The sequence below is a fragment of the Enterococcus sp. AZ104 genome, assembly GCF_050546705.1.
GTDB lineage: Bacteria > Bacillota > Bacilli > Lactobacillales > Enterococcaceae > Enterococcus > Enterococcus faecalis.
On record NZ_CP172952.1, the window covers coordinates 44,157 to 61,302 of the forward strand.

A 17,146-nucleotide genomic window follows, 5' to 3' on the forward strand; every position below is an offset into this window, starting at 1 on the left:
CTTCGGCTAACTTCCTTTCTTGGTAGGATCTGCTTGTTTTTCTTGAGTAATTTGAGTGACTAAACCAAAAGGATCTTTCACAATCGCATAAAATGTTGCAAATTCATTTTCAATTGGTTCTTGGATAATACAGGATTCGGGATGGCACGTGAGTTTTTCAAAAATTGTTTTGGCAGAGTGACGGCTGTCGACGGTTAAGCTGAGGGTCAATTGTTCTGTGGGCGTGGTATTCATTCCTGCAAACAAAGGATTATCAGCTAGTTGTAATTGAAAAGTGTCCATTTGTAAAATCGAGTGAGAAAGCCAGTGTTCTTCGCCAGCGGGAATGGTCAAAGAAGGATTTAAACGCTCTTTAAATTCTTGATTAGTAATTTTAAAAAGAATATCACCAGCAAAGGCTTCTTGGTAAAACGTCAAGGCTTCCGTTGCTCGTCCGTTTAAGACCATAAAAAGGGCAAATTGTGTGTTTTTCATTGTTTGAACCTCCTAAGATTGATAAGATAAGCATAACAATAAAAGGTGTCAAAAAGTGACACCGATGGAGGGAAAAATGAAAAAATCAGAACGTTTAAATCAGGAACTTTTTTTCTTGAGAACCCATCCTCAGTTTAATTTAAATCAGTTAATGAAAACTTTTGGGATTTCTAAAAGCACAGCTTTGCGGGATATTGAAGCTTTGGAAAATTTAGGCGTGCCGCTATATGTGGAGAATGGTCGTTATGGTGGCTATCGAGTTTTAAACAAACCGTTGTTGCCGCCGATTTATTTTAACGAAAATGAAGTGTTAGCAATCTTTTTTTCGTTACAATTACTGAAATTAGTCGCAGAGTCACCGTTTGGTCATTCCTATCAGCAAATTAAGCAAAAATTATTGCATTCTTTAGATGAACCAACCCAATTTAAAATCAGTCAAATGAGTAAGGTCGTCTACTACGAAGGAATTGAACAAGTAGAAGCACCAGGCAATTTAGAGCAGCTGTTTCATTGTATTTTGGCGCAACAAGTAATTCAGTTTAACTATACCAGATATGAAGCAACAACGAAAAAAATCTTACCAACCCGGTTAACTATTTTAGAAGGGTATTGGTATTGTTCAGGCTATGATGTGACTAAAAAGGCTTGGCGTACTTACCGCTGTGATTTTATGGAGGCTATTCAGCAGTTAAACCAAACACTGGATTTTACGACTGAAGAACTGAAAGAATCGTATCGCCATCAACAAACGACGGCACGTACGATTCCATTTAAAGCAATCATTACAGAAAAAGGCAAAGAATTTTTTTATAAACATCGCTTTGACAATATTCAGTTGGAAGAAACGCTCACGCAGTGTTTTTTAGTTGGACAGATTCATCCAACAGAAACACAATTTTTAGCCAACTATTTTATGGGCTTTGGTGAAGAAGTGACAATTTTAGAGCCAGTCCAAGTGAAACAAGCGTATGTAGAAAGTATAATGAGGATTCAAAAAAAATATCAAGAATAGATTGTGGAACTGTGAACAATCTCATGTGTAAAAATGCACATTGGAGAGGAGAAAGAAAAACCCTTGATTTAAAAATCAAGGGTTTTTCTTTCTAAGAACGTGCTTGCCCATTTCCATAAATAACATATTTTGTCGAAGTAAGCTCTGCTAGACCCATAGGTCCACGGGCATGTAATTTTTGCGTACTAATGCCGATTTCGGCGCCAAATCCAAATTCAAAACCATCCGTGAAACGAGTTGAAGCATTCGCATAAACAGCGGCTGCATCCACTTGTTGTAAAAATTGTTGTGTGGCAAAGTAATTATCACTAATAATACTTTCAGAATGTTTTGTATTGTAGCGATTAATATGCTGGATGGCTTCGTCTAAAGAATCAACGACTTTCACTGCTAAGATAAAGTCGAGAAATTCCGTTTCCCAATCTTGTTCAGTCGCTGGAATGGCTTCTTCAAAAATTGCTAACGCACGTTCATCTGCCCGAAGTTCCACGTGAAACTCCTTCAAGGCTTTTTCAATTGTTGGTAAAAAGGCTTCAGCCACCTCTTGATGAATTAATAACGTTTCGGCGGCGTTACAGACAGAAGGACGTTGACATTTAGCATTGACAATAATTTCAGTTGCCATTGTTAACTGGGCGTCTTTGTCCACGTAAATATGACAATTGCCTGTTCCTGTTTCAATAACAGGAACAGTTGCTGTTGTCAAAACAGTTTTGATTAAGTTGGCGCCGCCACGCGGAATGAGGACATCCAAGTAGTCATTTAAGCGCATAAGTTGTTGGGCTGTTTCTCTAGAAGTATCATCAACAAATTGAATGAGATGGGGAGAAACGGCTTCTTGGATTAGCGCTTCTTGTAAAATTGTCACCAATATCTGATTGGAGTGAAACGCTTCTTTTCCGCCTCGAAGAATAACAGCATTTCCTGATTTGAAACAAAGGCTAGCGGCATCTGTTGTCACGTTCGGCCGCGATTCATAAATGATTCCAATAACACCTAAAGGCACGCGTTGTTGCCCAATTAACAGCCCCGCTTCATTGCGCCACATTTTATCTACTTCCCCAATTGGATCGGGTAAAGTAGCGACTTGGCGTATGCCCTCGGCCATCGCTGTGATCCGTTCTTCTGTTAAACGTAAGCGGTCTTGCATTGTTTCAGAAATTCCGTGGGTAGCGGCTTGCTCTAAATCTAATGCATTTGCTTGTAAAATGCGGGGTGCATTGGCTTCAATGGCTGCGGCCATTTTGTTTAACAAAGTATTTTTTTGACGAGTATCCATCAAGCCTAGCGTATAAGAGGCTTCTTTAGCTTGTTGCCCTAGTTGCTTTAAATCAGTCACTTTCATGCCCTCCTTTAATAAATAACGTACCGATATCTTTTCCTTCTAAAATTTCAAAAATGATTTTTGGCTGCTTTCCGTTTGCTAAAATCATCGCCTGTTGATTAGCTAACACACGTTCAGCAGCTTTTAATTTACTAGACATCCCACCAGTGCCAAAGCGGCTCCCCTTACCACCGGCTAATTGGAACAAGTCTTCATTAATTTCATTGATTTCAGAGAATAACGTGGCTTCTTTGTTGACAGTAGGGTTATCTGAAAAGAAACCATCAATATCTGATAACATAACTAACAAGTCAGCTTGAACAATTTGGCAGACAATGGCAGACAATTGATCGTTATCCCCGAACTTGGTTAAGTGATCCAATTCTTCAATTGCGACAGTATCATTTTCATTGACAATAGGAATAATATTCATTTTTAACAGTTGTTCAAAAGTATTAGTAACATTATTGCGACTTTCAGGATATTCAATAACATCACGTGTTAATAAAACTTGTGCCATTTGTTGGCTATAGGTTGAAAACCGCTGATTATAAATGTTCATTAATTCTGCTTGTCCGACTGCAGCGACTGCCTGTTGTTCTGGAATTGTCGTTGGGCGCACAGATAGATTTAATTTATTCAGTCCGACACCAATTGCGCCAGAAGAAACTAAAATAATTTCTTTGCCTTGGTTGCTTAAATCACTCAAAGTAAAGGCTAATTGATCAATTGCTTTTAAGTTAATATTGCCATTGGGATAAATCAGAGAACTGGTTCCGACTTTGATCACAATTCGTTTGGCCTGTTGGAGTTTGTTTCTCATAAGTGCCTCGTTTCTTTTTACAGTAAAATTTGACACTCATTATAACAAAATCAGCGGCTACTAGAAAGTGCTAAATAATGAATAGTAAAGAAAGTTTAATGAAAGTGTGAACTTTTTGAGGGAATCTTGGGACTTTTTGGGATTTGGTCTGTTTATTTTAAGAGAAGATGATAGACTAAAAGAAGGAAAATAAACAAAAATTCTCCTCTTTTTTGCGTAGTCTAGATTAACTGGGCTTTTAGAAATGAGAAACTTACTAAAAACAACCAGAGTATCAGAGATTATGGTAAAATAGGAGTAGTTTAGACAGTAGGGGAGAATGAATATGAAACAACGTGGTTTTGAGATTATTTCTAAGTATCAAGAAGAGGGCTTGAGTGTCCCACAACGAGCAACAAAAGGTGCCGCGGGGTATGATTTTCAAGCAGCCGAAACGGTCGTTGTACCAAGTCTTTGGAAGTTACAACAAGCTGAAGAAAATCCCAAACCAATTTTAGTTAAAACAGGAATTAAGGCGTATATGCCTGATTCTGAATATTTAGAATTGGTAAGTCGTTCTTCGAACCCGCTAAAACGATTCCTACTTTTAGCGAATGGTGTCGGAGTCATTGACAGTGATTATTATAATAACGAGAATAACGAAGGACATATCATGTTCCAATTTTTAAACTTTGGATATGAAGATGTTGTCATTGAAAAAGGTGAACGAATTGGCCAAGGGATTTTTAAACCGTTTTTATTAGCGGATGATGACCAAGTCGATGCAGAAAGAACGGGCGGTTTTGGTTCGTCTGGACAAAAATAAAGCCCATTTTTTCAGTAGGCAACGTTATTCAAACCATTTAATAAATGTTAAAATAAACAACAGATAAGGAGATTCTACATGGCAAAAAAAGCAAAAGTTCAATTTGAATGTCAAAGCTGTGGGTATGTGTCTCCAAAATATCTCGGCCGCTGTCCTAATTGTGGACAATGGAATTCGATGGTGGAAGAGGTTATTCAAGATACTTCTGATCGTCGTGCTAGAGTAAGTTTGACTGGTAAAAAGACACAACCACAACGGCTATCTGAAGTCGTACCTAAAAAAGAGCCTCGTGTAAAAACTGAATTAGTGGAGCTGAATCGGGTTTTAGGTGGTGGCGTTGTTCCAGGTTCGTTAGTTTTAATCGGTGGCGATCCCGGAATAGGTAAGTCAACATTGCTCTTACAAGTATCGCAACAATTAGCAGCCACAGGTGGCACGGTTTTATATGTTTCTGGTGAAGAAAGTGCTGAGCAAATTAAATTGCGAGCGGAGCGTTTAGGCACCGTCAACGAGACATTTTACTTATACGCAGAAACAGATATGCACGAAATATCACGAGCCATTGAAAAATTAGAACCAGACTATGTCATTATTGACTCGATTCAAACAATGACGCAGCCAGATGTTACCAGCGTTGCTGGTAGTGTCAGTCAAGTCCGAGAAACAACTGCCGAATTATTGAAACTGGCAAAAACGAATGGGATTGCCATTTTTATTGTCGGACACGTAACGAAGGAAGGGTCTATCGCAGGGCCACGGATGTTGGAACATATGGTAGACACGGTTCTTTATTTTGAAGGAGATAAGCATCACACCTTTAGAATCTTACGGGCTGTCAAAAATCGGTTTGGCTCAACGAATGAGATTGGTATTTTTGAAATGCAGACACATGGATTGGTTGAAGTTATGAATCCTTCTCAGGTCTTTTTAGAAGAACGTTTAGAAGGAGCCACCGGATCTTCGATTGTGGTAGCAATGGAAGGTTCACGCCCCATTTTGGTGGAAATCCAAGCGTTAGTTACCCCAACGATGTTTGGCAATGCCAAGCGAACGACCACCGGGTTGGACTTTAATCGCGTTTCTTTAATCATGGCGGTTTTAGAAAAACGGGCAGGCCTTTTATTACAAAACCAGGATGCGTATCTAAAAGCGGCTGGTGGAGTCAAAATTAATGAACCAGCTATTGATTTAGCGTTAGCAATCAGTATTGCTTCTAGCTATAAAGAAAAAGGAACCTCATCTTCAGAATGTTTCATTGGTGAGATTGGTTTAACTGGTGAAATCCGCCGCGTGAATAGTATTGAACAACGAGTGCGTGAAGCGCAAAAACTAGGCTTTACAAAAGTCTATGTCCCTAAAAATAACCTTGGTGGCTGGGAAGCGCCTGAAGGGATTGAAATTATTGGCGTTTCAACAATTGGTGAAACGTTAAGAAAAGTTTTTAAATAATGAAAAAAGTAGAAATAATCCGTTTAGGTTGTTAGTGGCGTATGATTTTTGTACGCCCCACAACACTAGACGTCTTTATTAAATAAACGAGGAGGATGGCTATATGCAAAAACGAATCATCACGTTGCTGATGATCATTGCTGGTGCAAGTTTAGGAATTTCTCTTTTCCCAATGGCTTGGGAAATGGCTAAGCAAGGCAATAACAGTTGGTTAAACAATAACTTTACGAACGGATTAATCGGTGCAATTATTTTCTTTATTTTATCTTTAGGGTTAGCAAAGTATATTGTTTCCGCTGTCAAAAAAATCGAAGCAGCTTTAAATGAAATGAGTTTAACCTATTTATTATTTGGAAGTATTGGTGCCATCATTGGTTTAACAATTGGTGTCATTATTTCCATTCCAATGTACAACTTACAAATTCCTGTCGTGAATAGTTTACTGCCAATTCTAGTTATGATTATTCTGGGTTACTTAGGTTTCCGAATGGGAACAACACGGATTGAGGAGTGGAAAAAAGTTTTTACACCTCGCCAAAAGAAAGCAAATACGGAAGACACCGAAGGACAAATGTTGGAACGTAAAGTGGAAGACAACTTCCATAAATACAAAATTTTAGACACCAGTGTCATCATTGATGGCAGAATCTACGATATCGCGAAAACGGGCTTTTTAGAAGGTGTTTTGCTCATCCCTAACTTTGTTTTATATGAATTACAATACATTGCTGATTCTGGAGACAGTTTAAAACGGGTGAGAGGTCGTCGTGGCTTAGATATTTTAAATGCTTTACAAAAAGAAGAAGGTATCTCCGTTGAGATGTATGACGGAGATTTCGAGGATATCTCTGAAGTAGACAGTAAATTAATCAAATTAGCAAAATTATTAGATGGCGTGGTTGTGACCAATGACTACAACTTAAATAAAGTCTCTGAATTTCAAAATGTGCCTGTTTTAAACATTAATGCTTTAGCTAATGCTGTGAAACCAGTGGTGATTCCAGGTGAAACGATGAATGTGATGGTTGTAAAAGCCGGAACAGAGCGTCAACAAGGGGTCGCTTACTTAGATGATGGCACAATGGTTGTGGTAGAAGATGGCCAGCATTACATGAATGAGCAAATCGAAGTGGTCGTCACAAGTGCTTTACAAACCGCAGCTGGGCGTATGATTTTTGCCAAACCGGCGCACGCGGGTCGCGGGATTAATGATCGCAAGGATAACCATCCTAAAAACGATAAAAATTAAGCAAAGTGAGGACTTAGTATGATTCGAATCGGTCAAGGTTTTGATGTTCATCAATTAGTTCCGCAACGACCTTTAATTATTGGTGGGGTTACTCTTCCTTATGAAAAAGGTCTGTTAGGTCACTCAGATGCTGATGTTTTAACACATGCAATTATTGATGCAATCCTTGGTGCCGCTGGTCTGGGTGATATTGGGCAACTGTTTCCCGAAACCGATCCGCAGTTCAAAAATGCGAATTCTGTAAACTTATTAAAAAAAGTAAATGAAAAAGTTGGGCGGTCGGGCTTTACTATTGGCAATATTGATTGTACAATTTTAGCGGAAGAGCCAAAGATGAGCCCATACTTGGCAGAGATGAAAAAGAATCTAGCCGCGAGTTGCCACTTAGCGGTCACACAAGTGAACATTAAGGCAACGACCATGGAAACAATGGGCTTTGTTGGTAAAAAAGAAGGAATCGGCGCAATTGCCATTGCTTTATTGGAAAAATAACTGAAAACGACGTTAAACCGTCTGTTTTTAAAAAATGGAAAGAGGAATGAACATGACGAAAGTTCGTGTGCGTTACGCACCAAGTCCAACTGGACACTTGCACATTGGGAATGCAAGAACAGCATTATTTAACTACTTATTTGCCCGCCACAATGACGGAGAATTTATCATTCGTATCGAGGATACCGACCAAAAACGGAACATCGAAGACGGCGAGAAAAGTCAGTTGGAAAACTTAGCATGGTTAGGGATGGAATGGGATGAATCACCTGCTCATCCGGGAGAATATGGTCCATATCGTCAATCAGAACGTAAAGAAATTTACCAACCATTGATTGATCAATTATTAAGTAGCAATCGTGCGTATAAGTGTTATTGTACGCCAGAAGAATTAGAAGCAGAACGTGAAGCACAACAAGCTCGTGGGGAAATGCCTCACTACGCAGGCACTTGTGCGAATTTAACACCTTCTGAACAAGCAGCCAAAGAAGCGGCTGGTCTAGAACCAGTGATTCGTTTCCGTGTGCCACGTAATACAGAATACAAATTTGATGACATCGTGAAAGGTGAAATTACTTTTGAGTCAGATAACATTGGTGGCGATTTTGTCATCCAAAAACGCGATGGGATGCCAACGTATAACTTTGCCGTTGCAGTAGATGATCACTTAATGAAAATTTCTCACGTTTTACGTGGCGATGATCACATTGCGAACACACCAAAACAATTAATGATTTACGAAGCGTTTGAATGGACACCACCTGTCTTTGGCCATATGACCTTAATCATTAATTCAGAAACTGGCAAAAAATTGAGCAAACGTGATGAAACAATTTTACAATTTATTGAACAATACCGTGAATTAGGTTACTTACCAGAAGCCATGTTCAACTTTATTGCTTTACTAGGATGGTCTCCTGTTGGCGAAGAAGAAATCTTCTCACAAGAAGACTTGATTAAATTGTTTGATGAACAACGCTTAAGCAAGTCACCAGCGGCCTTTGATGCGAAAAAATTAGAATGGATTAACAATCAATACATGAAACAAATGGACTTAGGTGAACTAACAGATATGTGTATTCCTTATTTAGTCGCTGACGGTCGTGTTGAAGAAAATCCATCTCCTGAAAAAATCGAATGGTTAAAACAATTAGTTAGCTTGTATCAACCACAAATGAGTTATGCAGCTGAAATTGTGGAACTATCAAACTTGTTCTTTAATGAACATCCAGTTTTAGATGATGCTGCGAAAGAATTCTTGCAAGGAGAAACAGTGCCAACTGTGTTACATGCGTTTAAAGAACAATTAGAAGCCTTGGACGTTTTCGATGTCCCAAGTATTAAAGCAGCGATTAAAGCCGTCCAAAAAGAAACCGGCGTTAAAGGCAAAAACTTGTTTATGCCAATTCGAATTGCTGTTTCTGGACAAATGCATGGTCCTGAATTAGGCGAAACCATCGAATTATTAGGCAAAGAAAAAGCATTAGATCATTTAAATAAAGTGTTATAAAAACACAAAGAATAGAAGAAGTAGACAAGCAGATGGATTTCAGAGACGCTGTGGGTGGTGAGAACAGCGAGCATCTTTTGTCGAAATGCATCTATGAGTGGCTTTGGTGAAAAAAGTAACCGAAGACGTCGGCAGGCGTTAACTGTATCGAGGCAAGAGCTAGTTCTTGTGAAGAAAAGTGGAACCACGCATGGGCGTCTTTTAAGCAACGTTTTTTTGTTGCTTAAAAGACGTTTTTTATTTTTGTATAATAGAAAGGAGTTCACCATATGAGTTGGTTGAAACGTAGCGTCGCAGCTGTTAAAAGAAACGATCCTGCAGCGCGGACCACACTAGAAGTTCTTTTAACGTATCCTGGCTTGCACGCCCTGTTTTGGCATCGCTTGTCTCATTTCTTATATAGGCATCAGTTGTTTTTGTTGGCGAAGATTCATGCACAATTTTGGCGTTTCATAACGGGCGTAGAAATTCATCCTGGGGCCACAATTGGTGCGGGGGTTTTTATCGATCACGGCATGGGCATTGTGATTGGGGAAACCGCGGAAATAGAAGAAGATGTTGTTTTGTTTCACGGAGTGACGTTAGGTGGGACCGGTCGTGATACGGGTAAACGCCATCCAACAGTGAAAAAAGGAGCGATGATTTCGGCACGAGCTCAAATTTTAGGGCCAGTTGTGATTGGTGAACGTTCAAAAATTGGGGCGGGTGCTGTTGTTATTTCAGACATCCCAGCAGATGCTACAGCTGTGGGTGTTCCTGCGAAAGTCGTTCGTCTAAATGGAAGAAAGGTGGAAAAAGGGCATGATTAAAATTTATAATACATTGACCAGAGAAAAAGAAGTATTTACGCCAATTGAGGCGCATAAAGTTCGGATGTATGTCTGCGGACCAACCGTGTATAACTATATCCATATCGGTAATGCGCGCAGTGCGATCGCCTTTGATACAATTCGTCGTTATTTTGAATATCGTGGGTATGAAGTGAATTATGTCTCGAATTTTACAGATGTCGATGATAAAATTATCAAGGCAGCCAAAGAATTGAAAATTACTGCGCCGGAAGTGGCGGATCGTTTTATCAAAGCCTTTGAAGAAGACACGCAAGCATTGAATGTTCAACCAGCAACGTTACATCCTCGGGTGATGGACCACATGCCTGATATCTTAGCTTTCATCGAAGTTTTAATTGAAAAAGGTTTTGCTTATGAGGTCGCAGGTGATGTGTATTATCGCACCCGTAAATTCCCTAATTATGGTAAATTAAGCCATCAATCGATTGATGAATTAGAAGTGGGGGCAAGTCAACGAACTGGCGTTGAACAACAATTAAAAGAAGACCCATTGGATTTTGCTCTTTGGAAAAGTGCCAAAGAAGATGAAATTTCTTGGGATTCTCCTTGGGGTAAAGGACGTCCCGGCTGGCATATTGAATGCTCTGTCATGGCGACAAAACACTTGGGAGAGACGATTGATATTCATGGCGGTGGACAAGATTTAGAATTTCCACATCATGAGAATGAAATTGCACAGAGCGAAGCCAAAACAGGTCATACCTTTGCCAATTACTGGATGCATAACGGCTATGTCACAATTGGTGAAGACGATGAAAAAATGAGCAAATCCCTAGGTAACTTCATTACTGTTCATGAAATGATTCAAAAAGTGGATCCGCAAATTTTACGTTTCTTTATGTCCACCACCCAGTACCGTCGCCCGATTCGTTATAGCGAAAGCACTCTAAAAGAGGCAGCAGCCAATTATCAAAAATTGAAAAATGCGTTTGAAAATTTACGTTTTAGACAAGCAGATGCGGTCGCAAGTTTGCCAGAGGATGAACACTATTTGGCTCAATTAAACGAATTAGAACAACGTTTTATTACGGAAATGGACGATGATTTCAATGCAGCTAACGGGATTACGGTCGTTTATGAATTAGCGAAGATGATGAATCAGTACAGTGAACAAGCGACAGTTTCGGAACCAATTCTAGTGGCGATGGATAAGCTTTTCAGTGGCTGGTTAGCTATTTTTGGTTTATTCTTTAAAAACGAAGAATTAGTGGATGCACAAGTCGATGCGTTAATTGAAGAACGGAACCAAGCACGGAAAGACCGTGATTTTGCCCGAAGTGATGAAATCCGCGATTTATTAAAAGAACAAGGCATTGTTTTAGAAGATACTCCGCAAGGAACGAGATGGAGAAGAAGTGAATGAGAGATTACAAACAATTAAACGGTTTAGCTTTGGCCTATGTTGGCGATGCGATTTATGAAATTTACATTCGTGATTATTTAGTTTCCTTAGGACAAACGAAACCGAATGTTTTGCATCGCATGGCGACACACTACGTGTCAGCAAAAGCCCAAGCAAGCTTAATGCAAGCGATGTTAGCGGGAGAAATGCTAACGGAGGAAGAAGAAGTGATGTACAAACGCGGTCGGAATGCTAAAAGTCACACCTTTGCCAAAAATGCTGATGTGACGACCTATCGGGTAGCGACCGGTTTCGAATCCTTGATGGGTTATTTACATTTAACACAACAAAAAGAACGTTTAGAAGAATTAATTAACTGGTGTATCAAGAAAGTAGGTGAAACCAATGAAAAATGAAAAATCTCGTCCTTTTAAAAAAGGTAAGAAACGTCCAGAACGTTCAGATAAGCGTTCAAAAGAACGGAACCCACGACCAGCGACAGCAGGTGCTGATGGAACCTCAGAAGAGCTAGCAGATAACTTTGTCTTTGGTTTCCATGCCACTGTTGAGGCGTTGCAGCAAGGACGCGGGAATAAATTGTTTTTACAAGAAGATGCTCGTGGCGAGAAAATTGAGCAATTAAAACAAGCAGCGAAAGAACAGGCTGTTCCAGTCAAATGGGTGCCTAAAGCAAAATTAGATACGATGAGTGATCACGGCGTGCATCAAGGCATGGTTTTAGCAATCACAGCGTATCAATATTTAACTTTAGAAGAATTATTGGAACAAACAAAAGAAAAGACAGAAACACCATTTTTCCTAATTTTAGACAGTCTAGAGGACCCACATAACTTTGGCTCAATTTTGCGAACAGCTGATGCGACAGGCGTGGACGGTATTATCATTCCGAAACATCGTGCAGTGGGAATTACACCAACCGTAACCAAAGCGTCAACAGGGGCCGTGGAACATATTCCAGTGGCTCGTGTAACGAATCTAGCGCAAAGTATTGCAACGCTAAAAGAGAATCAATTTTGGATTTTTGGTACAGATATGTCTGGGACGGATTATCGTCGCTGGAATACACAAGGCGCAATTGCCTTAATCATCGGAAATGAAGGTCGTGGCATGAGTCAAGGTCTTCATAAAGAAGTGGATGAATTATTAACGATTCCAATGACTGGACACGTTCAAAGCTTAAACGCTGGTGTGGCTGCAGGCTTGCTAATGTATGAAGTCTATCGTGGCCGCAACCCATTATAGAAGAAGGCGATTGTATGAAAAAACAATTGTTAATCGTTGATGGCTATAATATGATTGGTGCTTGGCCAGAATTGGTCCAGTTGAAAAAGCAAGAGCGTTTAGAGGATGCGCGTGAACTGCTTCTTAGTCGTCTGTCCAATTATGCCAAATATGAAGGGTTGGAAATCATTGTGGTCTTTGATGCCCAATTAGTCCCAGGTATTCAGCAAACGTACAAAAAGTACCTTTTGACCGTGGTTTTCACCAAAGAAGATGAAACAGCAGATAGTTATATTGAACGTCTAGCTGGTGAAAAAAATGATCGTTTAACGCAAGTAACAGTCGCAACGAGTGATTTGGCTGAACAATGGGTGGTCTTTTCACAAGGTGCATTGCGGACTTCGGCCAATGAACTTTACAAAGCTGTCCAGAAAACAGAAAAGACGATTGCCATTCATGCAACAGATATCCATTTCCAGCAATTTCGTCGAAATTCTCCATGGAACGTGGAGCAGTTATCAAAACTTTCTGAGAAGCTAGAAGAATTGTCTCAAAAAAAAGATTAAACAAATGTTCGCTTAAGTCATAAATTTCTAACATGCTATGCTCTCCTAAATCATTCGATACGTTTATCGAAAAGGAGGGCTTTTTATGTTAGAACAGATTCAACAAGCATTAGCAGGAGACCAAGAACAATTTCAAGCCTTATATGGGCAATATCAGCCAGTGATTTATAAGTGCATGAAAAAATACTATTTAAAAGATTATGATACTGAAGACTGGCTTCAAGAAGGACGAATTGTCTTCTTTCGGACGTTAGAACGATTTGATTCAGAAAAACAAGCATCATTAGGAAAGTTTTTTAAACGAAATTTTGAAAATCACGTACATAGCTTAATTCGCCATCAATGCGCCTATAAGCGGCGAACAGATACCTTGTCTATTTCTCTGGAACAACGATTAGAAAGCGCTGGTGAAGAGTTAGTGGACTATTTAGGGACAGCGGCTACCGACCCATTAGGTCAATTAATGATTCAAGAAAAATTGGCAGCTTTTCCGACACGTCTTTCCTCGTTGGAACAACAAATTTTAAACGCATACTTAAAAGGCTACACGTTAGAAGAAATCGCTAAAGTGCGTGGGGGAACTTTTTCAGCTGTCCGAAGTGCCTATGATCGTGCCAAAGAAAAAATGAAATATACATTAGAAAATGAATAAAAATTCGACAAAACAGCCGGTTTGTCGAGCAAAAGTAGTTGCAAACAGACTTCTAGTATGATAAACTTGAAATTTTTTAAAAAAAGTGATATAATGTTTCTCGAGGTGAATGCAATGCCAACAACGTTATCGTCAATTAAGAAAGATTTGGAAGGCCGTATCGGCAGTGAAATTATGTTAGTTGCTCAGACTGGAAGAAAGCGCCAAACAGAACGTAAAGGAATCTTAACGGAGACTTATCCATCTGTTTTTGTTGTTGACTTGGATCCAGACGAGAACTCATTTGAACGTGTATCTTATAGCTATTCAGATGTTTTAACACGCACCGTTGAAATCGAATTCATCGGTCAAGCCGTATAATTTAGAAAGTCCGCTTAGGAGTGAAGGAAGAGCCCTTCGTTCCTAAGCTCTTTTTAATTTCAGCCATCTGTCGTCAGAGAAAGAGCAATCTTCGGTGTACTTCTTCATGGACATATGATAGAATCTAAAAGATTAAAATGTTGGTAGACAAAAGATTAAGGAAGGTGAATCAGGGAACCGATGGAAATAATCGAACGAGCTCCTGCGAAAATTAATCTTGGGTTAGATGTTCTGCATAAACGTGTGGATGGCTATCATGAAGTTGAATCTATTTTTGCAAGTGTAGATTTAGCCGATCATTTAACTTTTGAAAATCTAGAAGAAGACATCATTCGTATTGAAACGGACAGCTCTTTTTTACCCGTGGATCGACGGAATCATGTCTATCAAGCAGTTGACTTATTAAAGCGTACCTATAATATTCATAAAGGAATTAAAATATATATTGAAAAACGTATCCCCGTGGCAGCTGGTTTAGCAGGGGGTAGCAGTGACTGTGCCGCAGCATTACGAGGCTTGAACAAGCTGTGGAATCTGGGGTTGACGATGGACGAACTCTGTGAAATTGGCAGCCAAATTGGTATGGATGTTCCTTATTGTTTAAGGGGCGGAACAGCCTTTGCAAACGGACGTGGGGAGAAAATTGAAGCATTACCGACCATGCCTCAATGTTGGATTGTGTTAGTTAAACCAAGAATTAGTGTATCTACTAGTACCGTTTTTAATGATTTAGCGGTAGATGAATTGCACCATCCAGATATTGCTGGACTAAGAATAGCTATTGAAAATGGTGATTATACTGGGATGACCCAAACGGTTGGCAATGCGTTGGAAAGTGTCACGATTGCCAGACATCCAATCGTGCAACAAATCAAGGATCGCATGCTGAAGTACGGCGCTGATGCAGCGTTGATGAGCGGCAGTGGACCGACAGTCTTTGCTTTATGTGAAAAGAAAACACGAGCACAACGGATTTATAATGGACTTAAAGGCTTTTGTGAAGAAGTTTATTTGGTTCGGACATTGAAATAAATAAAAACAACAGAGCGTGGAGCAAAAACCCAAAGTGATTTTTGTCCCATGCTCTGTTGTTTTTTAAATTTATTCCTTGACGTCCCGTGATCCATTTGGTACATTATTCCTGGCAAATCGTAAATATTACGGTTTATAATAGGTAAATCGAAAAGAGGACAGAACATGACGAAAATCTACCGCCGTTTGATAATCGGCGTTACTTTAGCAATCAGTGCTTTTCTTTTAGCTAGCTGTGGGCAAACCACACAATCGCCAAAAGAGAAGAAAGAGCTCACGGTAATGACTACTTTTTATCCGATGTACGACTTCGCAAAACAAGTCGTTGGTGATGAGGGAGAGGTTGAGCTGTTGATTCCAGCTGGAACGGAACCACACGATTATGAACCAAGCGCAAAAGACTTAGCGAAAATTACTGATGCGGATGTCTTTGTTTATAATAGTAAAGAGCTAGAAACTTGGGTTCCGAATGTTATTGAAAACTTGGACACGAAAAAAGTTTCAATCGTGGAAGCCAGTCAATCCATTCAATTGATGCAAGGAACAGAAGAGGAAGAATCTGGCGAAGAAGGTCATGAAGGCCATAACCATTCCCACGAACTGGATCCGCATGTCTGGTTAGATCCCGTGTTAGCGCAAAAAGAAGTAACAGCGATTCGGGATGCGCTTATCAAAAAATATCCTGAGAAAAAAGCCGTATTTGAAAAAAATACCGCTGCTTATTTGGAAAAATTGACTGCGCTAGATAAGGAATACCAAGCTGCATTTGCAGACGCTAAAAATCGGACCTTTGTGACGCAACATGCTGCATTTGGCTATTTGGCAAAACAATATGACTTGACCCAAGAACCGATTGCTGGGATTTCTCCAGACCAAGAACCTTCGCCAAGTCGTTTAGCCGAATTAAAAAAATATATTAAAACAAACAATGTTTCTGTGATCTATTTTGAAGCATCGGCTTCTACAAAAGTAGCCAAAACATTGGCAGATGAGACAGGCGTCGAATTAGCCGTATTGAATCCTTTAGAGAGTTTAACTCAAAAAGAACAAGAAGCAGGCGAGAACTACGTGTCTGTCATGAAAGAAAACCTCGCTGCTTTACAAAAAAGCATTCATTAATCTGGCAACAGAAAGGAGCCAACTTATGCATTATATTGAAGTCGAAAATTTAACCTTCTATTATGATGATGAACCTGTTTTAGAAGATGTTTCTTATTATGTTGATCCAGGGGAATTCGTTATTTTAACAGGAGAAAATGGCGCTGCCAAGTCAACGCTGATCAAAAGTACCTTAGGGTTATTAAAACCAACAAGTGGCAAAATTACGGTCGCTAAAAAAAATAGTGCTGGTGAAAAAATCAGCATTGGCTACATTCCACAACAAGTCGCTTCTTTCAATGCGGGCTTTCCTAGCACCGTCATTGAATTAGTACGTTCAGGTCGCTTTCCCAGAAATCGTTGGTTCAAACCGTTGACGAAAAAAGATCATCTTCATGTGGAAAAAGCTTTGAAATCAGTGGACATGTGGGAAATGCGCCACAAACGAATTGGCGAGCTTTCTGGAGGGCAAAAGCAACGAATTAGTTTAGCACGAGTGTTTGCGACAGATCCAGATTTGTTTATTTTAGATGAGCCAACAACAGGTATGGATGAACAATCGCGAAACGAATTTTATCAATTGTTGCAACACAGTGCGCATGAACATGGAAAAGCTATTTTGATGATTACGCATGATCATGAAGATATCAAAACCTATGTGGATCGTCAAATTCGTCTTGTCCGCAAAGAAGATTCAAAATGGCGTTGCTTCCATATGAGTGAAGAATCGTATACGTAAATTTTCCAATAAAACGTTATCTGGCTCGATAATAACGAAAGCCAAGGAACGGCTTAGAGAAATGTTGGAAAAATTTAAAAAATAAGCAGGAATTAAAAAATTTAATTCGCTTAAACGTCGCTACAA

Annotated in this window: 19 protein-coding genes and 1 other annotated feature; of the genes, 16 read left to right on the forward strand and 3 right to left on the reverse strand. The window is 39.6% G+C overall.

All coding sequences use genetic code 11. The annotated features are described in order from the left end of the window. Positions 1 to 6: 6 nt before the first annotated feature. Complete coding sequence (locus tag IGJ37_RS00170; RefSeq protein WP_002370604.1) at positions 7 to 474, reverse strand: VOC family protein; 468 nt, start codon at positions 472 to 474, stop codon at positions 7 to 9. A gap of 64 nt (positions 475 to 538) precedes the next feature. Here IGJ37_RS00170 and IGJ37_RS00175 point away from each other — a divergent pair, with 64 nt between their 5' ends. Then, the gene (locus tag IGJ37_RS00175) at positions 539 to 1,486 is read left to right on the forward strand and encodes a helix-turn-helix transcriptional regulator (protein WP_252671665.1); all 948 of its coding nucleotides are present in this window, start codon (positions 539 to 541) and stop codon (positions 1,484 to 1,486) included. Positions 1,487 to 1,577: 91 nt separating this feature from the next. On the opposite strand, the gene IGJ37_RS00180 is transcribed toward IGJ37_RS00175, so the two are convergent. Both IGJ37_RS00180 and proB read right to left on the reverse strand, forming a co-directional pair. Further along, the gene (locus tag IGJ37_RS00180) at positions 1,578 to 2,831 is read right to left on the reverse strand and encodes a glutamate-5-semialdehyde dehydrogenase (RefSeq protein WP_002385467.1); all 1,254 of its coding nucleotides are present in this window, start codon (positions 2,829 to 2,831) and stop codon (positions 1,578 to 1,580) included. Beyond that, positions 2,818 to 3,633: a glutamate 5-kinase gene (gene proB, locus IGJ37_RS00185; protein WP_002389550.1), complete on the reverse strand. Its 816-nt coding sequence runs from the start codon at positions 3,631 to 3,633 to the stop codon at positions 2,818 to 2,820. The genes IGJ37_RS00180 and proB overlap by 14 nt, the downstream gene beginning before the upstream one ends. 319 nt (positions 3,634 to 3,952) lie before the next feature. Here proB and IGJ37_RS00190 point away from each other — a divergent pair, with 319 nt between their 5' ends. The 15 genes from IGJ37_RS00190 to IGJ37_RS00260 all read left to right on the forward strand — a co-directional run bounded on the left by IGJ37_RS00190 (position 3,953) and on the right by IGJ37_RS00260 (position 17,020). Continuing rightward, the gene (locus IGJ37_RS00190; protein ID WP_252671659.1) at positions 3,953 to 4,438 is read left to right on the forward strand and encodes a dUTP diphosphatase; all 486 of its coding nucleotides are present in this window, start codon (positions 3,953 to 3,955) and stop codon (positions 4,436 to 4,438) included. Positions 4,439 to 4,516: 78 nt separating this feature from the next. Beyond that, positions 4,517 to 5,887 carry a DNA repair protein RadA gene (gene radA / locus IGJ37_RS00195; RefSeq protein WP_002356050.1) on the forward strand — a complete coding sequence of 457 codons (1,371 nt, stop codon included), beginning with the start codon at positions 4,517 to 4,519 and terminating at the stop codon, positions 5,885 to 5,887. A gap of 103 nt (positions 5,888 to 5,990) precedes the next feature. Then, positions 5,991 to 7,136 carry a PIN/TRAM domain-containing protein gene (locus IGJ37_RS00200; protein ID WP_002368622.1) on the forward strand — a complete coding sequence of 382 codons (1,146 nt, stop codon included), beginning with the start codon at positions 5,991 to 5,993 and terminating at the stop codon, positions 7,134 to 7,136. An 18-nt stretch (positions 7,137 to 7,154) separates the two neighbouring features. Next, complete coding sequence (ispF, locus tag IGJ37_RS00205; protein WP_002408156.1) at positions 7,155 to 7,628, forward strand: 2-C-methyl-D-erythritol 2,4-cyclodiphosphate synthase; 474 nt, start codon at positions 7,155 to 7,157, stop codon at positions 7,626 to 7,628. 52 nt (positions 7,629 to 7,680) lie between these two features. Then, positions 7,681 to 9,138, forward strand: coding sequence for a glutamate--tRNA ligase (gltX, locus tag IGJ37_RS00210; protein WP_002381335.1), 1,458 nt, complete (start codon positions 7,681 to 7,683; stop codon positions 9,136 to 9,138). Further along, positions 9,137 to 9,343 (forward strand) — a binding site (T-box leader). (Overlaps the previous gene by 2 nt.) Before the next feature lie 64 nt (positions 9,344 to 9,407). Beyond that, a complete protein-coding gene (epsC, locus tag IGJ37_RS00215; RefSeq protein ID WP_002356054.1) occupies positions 9,408 to 9,947 on the forward strand; it encodes a serine O-acetyltransferase EpsC in 540 nt (179 codons plus the stop codon). Beyond that, positions 9,940 to 11,352, forward strand: coding sequence for a cysteine--tRNA ligase (gene cysS, locus IGJ37_RS00220; RefSeq protein ID WP_002364581.1), 1,413 nt, complete (start codon positions 9,940 to 9,942; stop codon positions 11,350 to 11,352). Before epsC ends, cysS begins: the two co-directional genes overlap by 8 nt. Next, positions 11,349 to 11,747: a Mini-ribonuclease 3 gene (locus IGJ37_RS00225; protein ID WP_002356056.1), complete on the forward strand. Its 399-nt coding sequence runs from the start codon at positions 11,349 to 11,351 to the stop codon at positions 11,745 to 11,747. The genes cysS and IGJ37_RS00225 overlap by 4 nt, the downstream gene beginning before the upstream one ends. After that, positions 11,737 to 12,594 (forward strand): 23S rRNA (guanosine(2251)-2'-O)-methyltransferase RlmB, encoded by an 858-nt coding sequence (gene rlmB, locus IGJ37_RS00230; protein ID WP_002356057.1) that lies wholly within the window; start codon positions 11,737 to 11,739, stop codon positions 12,592 to 12,594. Before IGJ37_RS00225 ends, rlmB begins: the two co-directional genes overlap by 11 nt. A 14-nt stretch (positions 12,595 to 12,608) precedes the next feature. After that, the gene (locus IGJ37_RS00235) at positions 12,609 to 13,139 is read left to right on the forward strand and encodes an NYN domain-containing protein (protein ID WP_002356058.1); all 531 of its coding nucleotides are present in this window, start codon (positions 12,609 to 12,611) and stop codon (positions 13,137 to 13,139) included. A gap of 85 nt (positions 13,140 to 13,224) precedes the next feature. Then, complete coding sequence (locus IGJ37_RS00240; RefSeq protein WP_325815133.1) at positions 13,225 to 13,791, forward strand: sigma-70 family RNA polymerase sigma factor; 567 nt, start codon at positions 13,225 to 13,227, stop codon at positions 13,789 to 13,791. Between the two features lie 57 nt (positions 13,792 to 13,848). Next, a complete protein-coding gene (locus tag IGJ37_RS00245) occupies positions 13,849 to 14,151 on the forward strand; it encodes a Veg family protein (RefSeq protein WP_002383497.1) in 303 nt (100 codons plus the stop codon). Between the two features lie 180 nt (positions 14,152 to 14,331). Next, positions 14,332 to 15,183, forward strand: coding sequence for a 4-(cytidine 5'-diphospho)-2-C-methyl-D-erythritol kinase (gene ispE / locus IGJ37_RS00250; protein WP_002356061.1), 852 nt, complete (start codon positions 14,332 to 14,334; stop codon positions 15,181 to 15,183). Positions 15,184 to 15,348: 165 nt separating this feature from the next. Further along, the gene (locus tag IGJ37_RS00255; RefSeq protein ID WP_023895205.1) at positions 15,349 to 16,302 is read left to right on the forward strand and encodes a metal ABC transporter substrate-binding protein; all 954 of its coding nucleotides are present in this window, start codon (positions 15,349 to 15,351) and stop codon (positions 16,300 to 16,302) included. Between the two features lie 25 nt (positions 16,303 to 16,327). After that, the gene (locus IGJ37_RS00260; protein WP_002356064.1) at positions 16,328 to 17,020 is read left to right on the forward strand and encodes a metal ABC transporter ATP-binding protein; all 693 of its coding nucleotides are present in this window, start codon (positions 16,328 to 16,330) and stop codon (positions 17,018 to 17,020) included. The last annotated feature ends 126 nt before the right edge of the window (positions 17,021 to 17,146 follow it).

Coding starts and splice junctions, on each gene's coding strand:
- IGJ37_RS00170 (WP_002370604.1), bottom strand. CDS start 474: ATGAAAAACACACAATTTGCCCTTTTTATGGTCTTAAACGGACGAGCA.
- IGJ37_RS00175 (WP_252671665.1), top strand. CDS start 539: ATGGAGGGAAAAATGAAAAAATCAGAACGTTTAAATCAGGAACTTTTT.
- IGJ37_RS00180 (WP_002385467.1), bottom strand. CDS start 2,831: ATGAAAGTGACTGATTTAAAGCAACTAGGGCAACAAGCTAAAGAAGCC.
- proB (WP_002389550.1), bottom strand. CDS start 3,633: ATGAGAAACAAACTCCAACAGGCCAAACGAATTGTGATCAAAGTCGGA.
- IGJ37_RS00190 (WP_252671659.1), top strand. CDS start 3,953: ATGAATATGAAACAACGTGGTTTTGAGATTATTTCTAAGTATCAAGAA.
- radA (WP_002356050.1), top strand. CDS start 4,517: ATGGCAAAAAAAGCAAAAGTTCAATTTGAATGTCAAAGCTGTGGGTAT.
- IGJ37_RS00200 (WP_002368622.1), top strand. CDS start 5,991: ATGCAAAAACGAATCATCACGTTGCTGATGATCATTGCTGGTGCAAGT.
- ispF (WP_002408156.1), top strand. CDS start 7,155: ATGATTCGAATCGGTCAAGGTTTTGATGTTCATCAATTAGTTCCGCAA.
- gltX (WP_002381335.1), top strand. CDS start 7,681: ATGACGAAAGTTCGTGTGCGTTACGCACCAAGTCCAACTGGACACTTG.
- epsC (WP_002356054.1), top strand. CDS start 9,408: ATGAGTTGGTTGAAACGTAGCGTCGCAGCTGTTAAAAGAAACGATCCT.
- cysS (WP_002364581.1), top strand. CDS start 9,940: ATGATTAAAATTTATAATACATTGACCAGAGAAAAAGAAGTATTTACG.
- IGJ37_RS00225 (WP_002356056.1), top strand. CDS start 11,349: ATGAGAGATTACAAACAATTAAACGGTTTAGCTTTGGCCTATGTTGGC.
- rlmB (WP_002356057.1), top strand. CDS start 11,737: ATGAAAAATGAAAAATCTCGTCCTTTTAAAAAAGGTAAGAAACGTCCA.
- IGJ37_RS00235 (WP_002356058.1), top strand. CDS start 12,609: ATGAAAAAACAATTGTTAATCGTTGATGGCTATAATATGATTGGTGCT.
- IGJ37_RS00240 (WP_325815133.1), top strand. CDS start 13,225: ATGTTAGAACAGATTCAACAAGCATTAGCAGGAGACCAAGAACAATTT.
- IGJ37_RS00245 (WP_002383497.1), top strand. CDS start 13,849: ATGATAAACTTGAAATTTTTTAAAAAAAGTGATATAATGTTTCTCGAG.
- ispE (WP_002356061.1), top strand. CDS start 14,332: ATGGAAATAATCGAACGAGCTCCTGCGAAAATTAATCTTGGGTTAGAT.
- IGJ37_RS00255 (WP_023895205.1), top strand. CDS start 15,349: ATGACGAAAATCTACCGCCGTTTGATAATCGGCGTTACTTTAGCAATC.
- IGJ37_RS00260 (WP_002356064.1), top strand. CDS start 16,328: ATGCATTATATTGAAGTCGAAAATTTAACCTTCTATTATGATGATGAA.